Below are 10,296 nucleotides of genomic sequence, written 5' to 3'. Positions count from 1 at the left end.
GGCGTTGGAGATCAAGAACAACGTCAAGCGCGCCACCGGCGGCCTGACCTGCTCGATCGGCGTCACGCCGAACAAGTTGCTGTCGAAGATCGCCTCCGAACTGGACAAGCCCGACGGCCTGACCGTGCTGACGATGGACGACCTGCCAACGCGCGTCTGGCCACTGGCCGCGCGCAAGATCAACGGCATCGGCCCCAAGGCTGCGGCCAGGCTGACCGAGCTGGGCATCCACACCGTCGGCGACATCGCCCAGCGCGAGCGCGATTGGCTGGTCGAGCAATTCGGCCGCAGCTATGGCGCCTGGCTCAACGACGCCGCCTGGGGCCGCGACGAGCGGCCGCTGGTGACCCACGGCGAGCCGGTCTCGATGAGCCACGAGACCACCTTCGACCGCGATCTGCACGCGAAGCGAGACCGGGCCGAGCTGGGCGAGATCTTCACCCAGCTGTGCAGCCAGCTGGCCAGGGACCTGACGCGCAAGGGCTACCTGGCGCAGACCATCGGCATCAAGCTGCGCTTCGACGACTTCAAGAGCGTGACCCGCGACTTGACGCTGCCGGAGCCCACTGCCGACGCCACGGCCATTCGCCGCGCTGCCGGCGAATGCCTGAAGCGGGTCGACCTGAGCCGGCGGCTGCGGCTGCTGGGCGTGCGCGGCGGCAAGCTGATGACACCCGGTGAGTGGCAGGCGCGTCTGGCGCGAGCCGCGGCGGCTCCCAACCGGCGCGTCAAGCCGGCCGAAAAGACTGTGGCGCAAGAGCCACCAGCGGCCTACAACCTGCCGTTGTTCGAGCCCCAGGACGGCGAAGCCGTGTGAACAATGGCACGCCGGGCTGCGGGGGCTGAAAAAATCAGCCCCGCTCGCGGTCCGGCGTGCATCCAATCGAGCGCAGTCGACGTAGGTCCGCCGGTGAGCCCTTGGCCCACCATCGGTTTCACTCTTTTCAGAGCCCCTGCATGACCCGACACCTTGTGCCCACCCTCGCCGCCGCGCTGGCCCTGGCCGTCAGCGCCGCCACCCAGGCAGAAGAATCCCCTCCTCCATCCCCCCCGATCAGCCACGGCAGCGGCAAGCTGTTGCTGACCGGCGGCGTCAGCAGCATCGACGGCGCGGCCGGCGGCGGCCTGACTCCGTGGGCCGTGACCGCCAGCTACGCGACGCAGAACCAGTTCGGCGGCACTGCCCACGTCACCCGCGTGGTGACGAACGACTACGCGATGAACGCCTACGGTGCCGCGATCGGCATCAACGATCGCTTCGAACTCTCGGTCGCCCGGCAAGACTTCGACACCGGCCCGACCGGCCCGGCACTGGGCCTGCCTGGCCTGCACCTGAAGCAGGACATCGTCGGGCTGAAGTGGCACTTCGCCGGTGACGCGGTGCTCGACAGCGACAGCTGGATGCCGCAGCTGGCCATCGGCCTCGAACACAAGCGCACCGACGCCGGCGACCTGGAGCCGACGCTGAAGGCGCTGGGCGCCGACCTGAGCGGCACCGACCTCTACCTCAGCGCGACCAAGCTCTTTCTCGCCACCGGCGTGCTGGTCAACGGCACGCTGCGGGTGACCAAGGCCAATCAGAACGGGCTGCTGGGCTTTGGCGGTACCGAGCACGACAGCTACAGCCTGCAGCCCGAGGTCTCGCTGGCCTGGCTGCTGCGCAAAGACCTGGTGATCGGCGTCGAATACCGCGCCAAGCCCGACAACCTGAACCCGTCGATCCTGGCCGAGGGCCTGAAGGAAGACGACTGGGCCGATGTCTTCGTCGCGTGGGCACCGAACAAGCACATCTCGCTGACCTTGGCCTACGTCGACCTCGGCCACATCGTGCCGGCCGTCGTCACCAAGCGGCAAACCGGCACCTACCTGTCGGCCCAACTCGCGTTCTGACGGAACCCGCCATGCGAACCCTCTTTCCAACCCTTCGCCCGTGGCTCACTGCCGGTCTGCTGGCCTGGGCCTGCGTGCAGCCTGCCCTGGCCCAGACCGCTCCGACCCGCGACGACAGCCTGTACCAGCAACTCGGCGGTCAGCCCGGTCTGGTCAAGCTGATGGACGACTTCATGCAGCGCCTGCTGGCCGATGCCCGCATGAACCCCTTCTTCAAGGACGTCGACCAAGCGCACGTGAAAGCCCAACTGGTCGACCAATTCTGCGAAGTCTCCGGCGGCCCGTGCCGGCTCAATGGACCCGACATGAAGCGAGTGCACAGCGGGGTCGACATCACACGCGCCGACTTCAACGCGCTGGTCGAGGTGCTGCAGCAGGCGATGGACGCGCAAGGCATTGCCTTCAGCGCGCAGAACCGGCTGCTGGCCAAGCTCGCGCCGATGCACCGCGACATCGTCAACGTGCCCTGACCACCCGCCCCATCACCGCGCACGCCGCCCACTTTCATTCCCGTTGTTGGACCACACCATGCTGCTGAATCACTTCTCGCCCATCCGTACCGCCTCTTCCCTGCTGCTCGCCAGCCTGGCCGCCATGGCCCAGGCCGGCACGCTGGACATCAACGTCGTCGACCGCGAAGGCCAGCCGGCCGCCGACGTGGTGGTGCTGGTGCAAGTGCCCAACCAACCCAATGCCAAACCGGCCGCGGCACCGGTGGTGATCGCACAGCAGGACCTGCGCTTCCAGCCCTTCCTCACCGTCGTGCCGGTCGGCAGCGTGCTGCGCTTTGTCAACAAGGACAGCTACGACCACCACGTGCGCTCGGTGCCGAGCGGCCCGCTGGGCAGCATGCCGGCGGTCGAATACTTCGAGCTGCGGCTGGACGGCACCGGCGCGCCGGCCAGCGGCGGCGGCAGCAGCTACGGTGGCTATGACGACTACAACACCAAGCCCGCCGCCCCGGCCAAGAAGAAGTCTGGTACCAGCACCGCCGACGTCAAGGCCGACCACGCCGGGCCGATCGGTCTGGGCTGCCACATCCACGGCTCGATGCGCGGCCAGGTCTATGTCAGCGCGACGCCCTGGTTCGCCAAGACCGACGCCAAAGGCATCGCGCACATCGAAGGCGTGCCCGACGGTGCGGCCGAAGTCGTCGTCTGGCACCCGGACCAGCTGCAAGACCAGGCGTCGGTCAAGGTCCAGGTCAGCGCCGCGCCGGCCAAGGTCGACGCCGCGCTGAACTTCACCCCCAAGCGCCGCCGCAGCTGACACAGCGGGCGCGCCGCGCCCGGGCGTGACGCAAGTCGCGCAACCGGCGTGTACACAGCGGCAGGCACGCGGCTTGCGCGCCCCGCACTTCATCCCCAGCTTGGTGCGGCCGAAACACCGAGGTGACCTGGCCTTGCCGGCCGGGCTTGTCTCTTGTTGCCCGGCCTCATGCACTCCTCTCCCCGCGACCTGTCGATCGGCTACCGCCTCGGCCTGTGTTTCTCATTGATCCTGCTGCTGATGATCGGCGTGGCAGGGATCGCGCTGGGCGGCGCCCGCAACTCGCGTGACCAGCTGGTGCACATGGTGGTGGCCTCGAACGGCCGCTTGGCCGACCTCGAGGCGATGCGTCAACACTTGGTGCGCCAGGGCATGTACGCGCAGCAATTGGCCGTGGTGACGACACAAGACGCGTCGCTGGCCCGTATGCAGGACATCGAAGACGAAGCCCGCCGCTACCGCGACGTGGCCGCGCGCTTTGCCGCCACGCCGGCCAGCCCGGAAGAGCATCTGTACCTCGTCGCGATGGCCGGCTACGCCGCGGCGGTCGTCGAGCCGATGCAAGAGGCCCGCGACAGCGTGAAAGGCTTCAACCCCGGCCGCGCCGCGCGCATCCTGAATGCCGATGTGCTGCCGGTGCACGACCGCTGGCTGCAGGACCTGGACGCACTGCTGCAATGGCAGTACCGCAAGATCGAGACCGGCCTGCTCTCGTTCGACGAAAACGCCAACCGCTCGGACGTCGCGATCCTGACGATCTCGGGCGTCGCGCTGCTGCTCGCAGCCTTCGTGGCCTGGTGGCTGACGCGCAGCATCACCGTGCCGCTGCGCGAGGCCGTGCGCTTCGCCAATGCCGTGGCAGGCGGCAATCTCGCGATCAGTGCGCCACCGGCGGGCGACGACGAGCCCGGCCAGTTGCTGCGTGCACTGGACAACATGGCGCTGCGCCTGAAAGAAGCCCGCGAGTCGATGCAGCGCCTGGCCAATGAAGACGGCCTGACCGGCGCCGCCAACCGCCGCCACTTCGACGACCTGCTGCGCCAGGAACACGCCCGCTCGCTGCGTCTGCGCCAGCGTGGCGAGACGGTGCCGCAACAAGCCCACGTCTCATTGCTGATGCTCGACGTCGACCACTTCAAGCACTACAACGACCACTTCGGCCACCAGCAGGGCGACCGCTGCCTGCAGATGATCGTCGACGCCACCCGAGGCGCCGGCCTGCGGCCCGACGATGTCGTCGCCCGCTACGGCGGCGAAGAGTTCGCGCTGATCCTGCCCAACTGCTCGCTCGACGGTGCCAAGGTGGTGGCCAACCGCGTGCGCACCGCCGTGAAGGCATTGAAACTGCCCACCGACGTGCCCGAGCGGCCCCATGTCAGCGTCAGCATCGGTGTCGCCACCTTGACCGACGCCTCAAAGCAAAGCACGGCCGAGCTGGTGCTCTGGGCCGATGAAGCGCTGTACGAGGCCAAGCACGGCGGGCGCGACAGGGTGCATTGCAAGCCCCCCACCACTGCGGCCAAAGCCCCCTTGGCAGAAGGCCAGGTCGAACGTCAACCGGCCTGAGCCAGCGTGCTCAGCGGCGCGTGGGCAAGCGCCACAGCCAGATGGCCGTGGCCGTGCAGCACAGCGCCGGCATGAAGCGCCAGATCGAGGGGATCGTCCAGGCCGCCCAGACGCTGCTGGCGGTCATCATCACCGTGGCCAACTGCTTGGCTCGCAGCGGCACTGCCCGGGTGGCACGCCAATCACGCACCATCGGGCCCCACAGCTTGTGCGCCAGCAACCAACGCTCCCAGCGCTCGCTGCCGCGGGCAAAGCAGAACGCCGCCAGCAGAACGAACGGCGTGGTGGGCAGCAGCGGCAGGAAGATGCCGATGAAGCCGACCAGCAACGCCAACGCGCCGGCGGTCAACCACAACGGCCGCATCCAGCCGACCGGTGCGACGGTGGTGACGGTGGTCACGGCCACGTCGGGGTCGGCATGAGGCTCCGTCGGCATCCGGCGATTGTGGCCGCAGCCGGCCAGGTTTGCGTCAGATCAAAGTCACACCAGATCGATCGACCGTGGCCCTTGCGGCACCGCGAGAATCTGTGGCCCACCCTCACTCTCGACCACCTGCCATGCCAACGCTGACCTGGACCGACGACCTCGCCTTGTCCCACCAGCAGATGGACGCGACGCACGAAGAATTCGTCGCGTTGCTGGGCGCGACCGAACTGGCACTGGCCGATTCACCCGCCGCGGCGCTGGCCGCCTACGAAACGCTGGTCCAGCACACCGTCGGCCATTTCGGGCAGGAAGACCGCTGGATGACGGMCACCGGCTTTGCCCCCGAGAACTGCCACAGCTTCCAGCACGCACAGGTGCTGGGTCTGATGCACGAGGTGTCGCGGGTGGCCGGCGAGCAGGGCGACTTCGGCCCGCTCGAACGCATGCTGCCCGAGCTGGGCGCCTGGTTCCGCGCCCATGCGCAATCGATGGACGCGGCGCTCGCCGCCCACCTGGGTCAGATCGGCTACGACGTGGTCACCGGTTCGATCGCACGGCCGCCGTCGGCCCAGGGCATGACCGGCTGCGGCGGGGCCAGTTGTTCACCCGCCACCCCGGCCGACGAAACCGCACCCGCGTGAACGCCCGGCGCTAGAGTGGGCGCGTGAGCGCACCACCGCCGCCCCCGCCATCGCTCTCGCCTGATGTGCGCCTGCCTTCGCTCGACGGCCTGCGCGCCTTCGAGGCGGCGGCGCGCCTGGGCACGTTCGAGCGTGCGGCCGACGAACTGGCGGTCACCGCCAGCGCAATCGGCAAGCGCATTGGGGCCCTGGAAGAACTGCTCGGCGTGGCGCTGCTGCAGCGCGGCGCCAAGTCACTCGTCTTGTCGGCCGTCGGCAAGGAATATCTCGTGCAGGTGCGCCACGTCCTTGCACTGCTGGCGGCCATACCGCAACACCAACGCTCGACCCAGCGCAAGGAAAGGCTGCGCCTCAGCGCGCCCCCCACCTTCGCCCGCCAGGTGCTGGTGCCCGCACTGCCCGAGTTCTGCGAGCAGCACCCTGGCATCGAGCTGGAGGTCGTGCTCTCGGTCCCCTTCCTCGACCTGGCCGGCGCCGACGCCGAACTGGCGGTGCGCCACGGCCCGGTTGACGCCACCGGCCCCGCGCCGCTGTGGCGCGATCACCTGCTGCCGCTGGCCAGCCCCGCGCTATTGGCCGCCGAGGTGTTGCGCACCCCAGCCGACCTGGCCCGCGTGCCACTGCTGCGCACGCCGGTCGACCCCTGGCTGCCATGGCTTCGCGCCCAGGGGCTGGACTGGCCCGAGCCCGACCAGGGCCCACGCCTGGTCGACCTGGGCCTGACGTTGGAAGCCGCCCGCTGCGGACAGGGCGTGGCATTGGCCCGCCCTGCGCTCGCGCGCCAATGGCTGCGCAGCGGCGAACTGCGGCCCGTATTCGGTGCCGGGCAGACGCCGATGCTGCCGGCAGACACGGCCTACCAGTTGCTGCCCGTCGCCAACCCAACACCGGCCGCTGAAGCGCTGGCCGCCTGGCTGCACGAAGTCGGCGCACGCGCGGCGGCCGAAGGGCTGGCGCTGGTTTCCGCCGCCAGCTGAATTTCTTTCCGGCCGCCGGACGGCTCGCCCCGCTAGCATCCAGTCGCCCTTGGAACATGCCCGGAGACAGCGGATGAGCGTGATCACCAACATCGAAGACCTGCGCCAGCTCGCCCAACGCCGCGTGCCGCGCATGTTCTACGACTACGCAGATTCGGGGTCGTGGACCGAGAGCACCTACCGCGCCAACGAAACGGACTTCGCCAAGATCAAGCTGCGCCAGCGTGTGGCGGTGAACATGGAAGGCCGCTCGACCGCAACGACGATGGTCGGCCAGAAGGTGGCGATGCCCGTGGCGATTGCGCCGACCGGGCTGACCGGCATGCAGCATGCGGACGGCGAGATGCTGGCAGCGCGCGCAGCCGAGAAGTTCGGCGTGCCGTTCACCTTGTCGACGATGAGCATTTGCTCGATCGAAGACGTGGCTGCTGCGACGTCGGCACCCTTCTGGTTCCAGCTCTATGTGATGCGCGACCGCGACTTCATCGAGCGGCTGATCGACCGAGCCAAGGCCGCGAAGTGTTCGGCGCTGATGCTGACGCTGGACCTGCAGATCCTCGGCCAGCGCCACAAGGATTTGAAGAACGGCCTGTCAGCGCCGCCGAAGCCGACGCTGGCGAACCTGATCAACCTGGCGACCAAGCCGCGCTGGTGCCTCGGCATGCTGGGCACGAAACGACGCAGCTTCGGCAACATCGTCGGCCATGCCAAGGGCGTGGGTGATCTGTCGTCGCTGTCGGTCTGGACGGCGGAGCAGTTCGACCCGGCCCTGAGCTGGGCCGATGTCGAATGGATCAAGAAGCGCTGGGGCGGCAAGCTGATCCTCAAGGGCATCATGGACGCCGAAGACGCGCGGCTGGCCGCCAACTCCGGCGCCGATGCGCTGATCGTCAGCAACCACGGCGGCCGCCAGCTCGACGGCGCGCCCTCGTCGATCGAGGCCTTGCCGGCCATTGCCGACGCAGTGGGCTCGCAGATCGAGGTCTGGATGGACGGCGGCATCCGCTCGGGGCAAGACGTGCTGAAAGCCCGCGCGCTCGGCGCCCGCGGCACCCTCATCGGCCGCGCATTCCTCTACGGCCTGGGCGCGATGGGCGAGGCCGGCGTGACCAAGGCGCTGGAGATCATCCACAAGGAGCTTGACCTGACGATGGCGTTTTGTGGCCACACCCAGATCGACACCGTCGACAAAGGGATTCTGTTGCCAGGCACCGCGCCGGGCTGACCGACGGCCGGCGCATCACGAAGATTCGTAGATGCCGGGGCTCGTGTGGTCGCCGGACAAAGGGATTCTCCTGCCCGGCACGGCGCCCGGCTAACAGGGCGGCTGCGTATACTTTCGCCGCCCCGCGGGAGCGGGGAGATTGCGCCTCCAAGGAACCCCATGAAAACCCGCACCGCCTGCCTGCTTGCCGCCCCCTTGCTGACCCTGGCCGTGGCCGCCCACGCCGCCGACCCGGTCTACATCACGCTCGACCATTCGACCGACAGCGTGATGGACAAGACCGCCGCGCAGGCCATCTGGGCCGAAGGCCTGGCCGGCAAGACCGAGAAGCTGAACAAGCTCTACCCGACCAAGCGCTGGGGCTTCGTCAGCGAAGTCGAAGGTGGCTTCAACCAGGCCAAGACCTGCGTCGTCACCGCCCGCGTGATGATGATGCCGGTCACCGTGGCCAAGTCGCTGGTGTTCAAGCCCAGCAAGACAGCCACCGCCTTCGACGCACTGCCGAACGCCTCGCGCGAGCAGTGCCAGGACCTGGCCAAGGCCAAGCTGAAGGAAGCGATCCAGGGCGTGCTGTCGAGTTTGAGCAACTGACCCCCACGCCCCTCCCGGGGCTGCCCCCCAAGGGGGCTCGCGCAGCGGACCGGCCAAGCCGGATCCGCGCACGCCACTTGAAGGCGGCGGCCCCTGTGGGGCGCCGCGTCAAGAGTGTCAGGCCACGAAGGCCCAAACTGCAACGATGGCCATCAGCGTCGTCAACGCCGTGAAGTAGAAAAAGCCCAGGGTCATCACGCGCAGCGTGGTGGCCCACCAGCGGCCGCCGTAGACCACCTGCAGCGCGATCACCGAGTACACCGGCATGGCCACCAACGCCGCCGTGCCGAGCACCGGGACGCCGGTCAGCTTGACCAGCACCATCGCGAAGATGAAGGCATGCAGGTGCAGCGCGAACACCAGGTGTTCGGACCAGCGCATGCGGCGGTTGAAGTAGACGAGCTTCAGGAAGAACGCATACAGCGGCAGCAACGCGAACATCGCGCTGCCCCAGTGCGAAACGAAACGCTCGGGCACCTTGCGCACCTCGCGCTCCATGCCCTTGGCGTCGAGCGAAAAGCGCTCTTTCAGCCGATCGCACCACGACGCCGGCATCCCACGGCAGACGAACTTGCCGTCCTCCATGCCGGCCTTGATGAGATCGCTGATCTCGAGCCGGGTGTCGTTCATCTCGTCCGACTTGTCGAACCGCAGGAGCTCGGCGCCGTCGGCGGGCCGCATCGCGCCCGACCATTGCAGCGCCAGCAGCGTGATGACGCTGATCGTCAGGTACAGCCGCAGTGGCAGGACGTAGCGGCGTTTGCGGCCACTCAGGTACTCGCGCGTCAGCCGGCCCGGTCGGAACAGCAGCAGCAGCAAGGTGCGCCACAGCGCGCCTTCCATCGAGATGTAGCTGCCGCCGAACTGCTGCGCGAACTCCAGCAGCGTCGGCGGCTTGAGGTTGGTTTCCTGCCCGCAATGCCCGCAGTAGTTGGGCCGGGGCCGCGGCAGCACCTCGCCACAGTTGCGGCAGGCTTCTTGCGCGGGGGCGGCTTCGACGACGGCGGTCGTCTGCGGGTCGGCGGTGGGGATGACGGTGATGGCGCTCACGAGGGCTCGATTATTGCGAGCCTTTGGTGGGCGCGCGATCCGCCAAGGCCCGCGACGCGTCGATCCCACGGCCGCGGCGGAAATGGCGGCCAATCCCGCAGCTTTTCCGGCTCAAGTTTTCGGCCCGGCCCGGCACCATCCCGGTCGACATGTCCGACTCCGCCCAAGACCGTAACTTACCCGCCTCAGAGCGAAAAAGAGGCAAAGCCCGCGAGGACGGGCAGATACCGCGTTCCCGCGACCTGGCGCACTTCGGTGCGCTGGCGATGGGTGGCGCGCTGCTGATGGGCGCCGCACGGCCGCTGTCGGGCTGGCTGCAGCAGCTGCTGATGTCGGGCCTGCGTTTCGACCACGACATGATCGCCGACCCCGCGGCGATGGGCGAACAATTCTGGGCGCTGGGGCTGAAGGGCCTGATGGTCATCGTGCCGATGGGGCTGATGATGATCGCCGTGGCCATCCTCGCCGCGGTGCTGGGCGGCGGCTGGAACGTCAGCTTCAAGGCCCTGAAACCCGACCTCGGCCGCTTCAACCCGATCTCCGGCATCGGCCGGATGTTCTCCAAGCGCCACCTGGTGGACCTGGCGAAGATGATTCTTCTCGCCTCGATCGTCGGCGCCGTCGGCGTGTTCTACCTGAAGGCGCAATGGCAGGGCCTGA

Annotated in this window: 12 protein-coding genes; 10 read left to right on the top strand and 2 right to left on the bottom strand. The window is 68.3% G+C overall.

Features of this window, described 5'->3' with window-relative positions; genetic code table 11:
* The 5 genes from AC1DYI_RS18355 to AC1DYI_RS18335 form a co-directional block, all read left to right on the top strand.
* On the top strand, window positions 1-817 hold an 817-nt coding region (locus AC1DYI_RS18355), incomplete at its 5' end, for a Y-family DNA polymerase (RefSeq protein ID WP_477205569.1).
* Window positions 818-957: 140 nt separating this feature from the next.
* Complete coding sequence (locus AC1DYI_RS18350) at window positions 958-1,890, top strand: DUF3034 family protein (protein ID WP_477205568.1); 933 nt, start codon at window positions 958-960, stop codon at window positions 1,888-1,890.
* 11 nt (window positions 1,891-1,901) lie between these two features.
* Window positions 1,902-2,360, top strand: a complete 459-nt coding sequence (locus AC1DYI_RS18345) for a group I truncated hemoglobin (RefSeq protein ID WP_477205567.1) — start codon at window positions 1,902-1,904, stop codon at window positions 2,358-2,360.
* A gap of 58 nt (window positions 2,361-2,418) precedes the next feature.
* Complete coding sequence (locus tag AC1DYI_RS18340; RefSeq protein WP_477205566.1) at window positions 2,419-3,159, top strand: cupredoxin domain-containing protein; 741 nt, start codon at window positions 2,419-2,421, stop codon at window positions 3,157-3,159.
* A 168-nt stretch (window positions 3,160-3,327) separates the two neighbouring features.
* Window positions 3,328-4,725, top strand: a complete 1,398-nt coding sequence (locus AC1DYI_RS18335) for a diguanylate cyclase (protein WP_477205565.1) — start codon at window positions 3,328-3,330, stop codon at window positions 4,723-4,725.
* Window positions 4,726-4,735: 10 nt separating this feature from the next.
* On the opposite strand, the gene AC1DYI_RS18330 is transcribed toward AC1DYI_RS18335, so the two are convergent.
* On the bottom strand, window positions 4,736-5,161 hold the full coding sequence (locus AC1DYI_RS18330; protein WP_477205564.1) for a YbaN family protein: 426 nt from the start codon (window positions 5,159-5,161) through the stop codon (window positions 4,736-4,738).
* Between the two features lie 122 nt (window positions 5,162-5,283).
* On the opposite strand from AC1DYI_RS18330, the gene AC1DYI_RS18325 reads away from it, so the two are divergent.
* From AC1DYI_RS18325 to AC1DYI_RS18310, 4 genes are all read left to right on the top strand, one after another.
* Window positions 5,284-5,793 carry a hemerythrin domain-containing protein gene (locus AC1DYI_RS18325; RefSeq protein WP_477205563.1) on the top strand — a complete coding sequence of 170 codons (510 nt, stop codon included), beginning with the start codon at window positions 5,284-5,286 and terminating at the stop codon, window positions 5,791-5,793.
* Between the two features lie 23 nt (window positions 5,794-5,816).
* Entirely contained in the window at window positions 5,817-6,770 is a 954-nt protein-coding gene (locus AC1DYI_RS18320) for a LysR substrate-binding domain-containing protein (protein ID WP_477205562.1), read from the top strand.
* 73 nt (window positions 6,771-6,843) lie between these two features.
* Entirely contained in the window at window positions 6,844-7,995 is a 1,152-nt protein-coding gene (locus tag AC1DYI_RS18315) for an alpha-hydroxy acid oxidase (protein ID WP_477205561.1), read from the top strand.
* Between the two features lie 159 nt (window positions 7,996-8,154).
* A complete protein-coding gene (locus AC1DYI_RS18310) occupies window positions 8,155-8,586 on the top strand; it encodes a hypothetical protein (protein WP_477205560.1) in 432 nt (143 codons plus the stop codon).
* A 117-nt stretch (window positions 8,587-8,703) separates the two neighbouring features.
* Here AC1DYI_RS18310 and AC1DYI_RS18305 read toward each other — a convergent pair whose 3' ends face one another.
* The gene (locus tag AC1DYI_RS18305; protein ID WP_477205559.1) at window positions 8,704-9,636 is read right to left on the bottom strand and encodes a DUF3667 domain-containing protein; all 933 of its coding nucleotides are present in this window, start codon (window positions 9,634-9,636) and stop codon (window positions 8,704-8,706) included.
* Between the two features lie 149 nt (window positions 9,637-9,785).
* On the opposite strand from AC1DYI_RS18305, the gene AC1DYI_RS18300 reads away from it, so the two are divergent.
* A partial coding sequence (locus AC1DYI_RS18300) for an EscU/YscU/HrcU family type III secretion system export apparatus switch protein (protein ID WP_477205558.1) occupies window positions 9,786-10,296 on the top strand: 511 nt, incomplete at its 3' end.

The organism is Ideonella sp. P3_A4 (assembly GCF_056403075.1).
Note: the sequence above shows the minus strand (reverse complement) of the source record. Positions and strands in the feature narration are given on the sequence as shown.

Coding starts and splice junctions, on each gene's coding strand:
- AC1DYI_RS18335 (WP_477205565.1), top strand. CDS start 3,328: ATGCACTCCTCTCCCCGCGACCTGTCGATCGGCTACCGCCTCGGCCTG.
- AC1DYI_RS18330 (WP_477205564.1), bottom strand. CDS start 5,161: ATGCCGACGGAGCCTCATGCCGACCCCGACGTGGCCGTGACCACCGTC.
- AC1DYI_RS18340 (WP_477205566.1), top strand. CDS start 2,419: ATGCTGCTGAATCACTTCTCGCCCATCCGTACCGCCTCTTCCCTGCTG.
- AC1DYI_RS18350 (WP_477205568.1), top strand. CDS start 958: ATGACCCGACACCTTGTGCCCACCCTCGCCGCCGCGCTGGCCCTGGCC.
- AC1DYI_RS18310 (WP_477205560.1), top strand. CDS start 8,155: ATGAAAACCCGCACCGCCTGCCTGCTTGCCGCCCCCTTGCTGACCCTG.
- AC1DYI_RS18315 (WP_477205561.1), top strand. CDS start 6,844: ATGAGCGTGATCACCAACATCGAAGACCTGCGCCAGCTCGCCCAACGC.
- AC1DYI_RS18345 (WP_477205567.1), top strand. CDS start 1,902: ATGCGAACCCTCTTTCCAACCCTTCGCCCGTGGCTCACTGCCGGTCTG.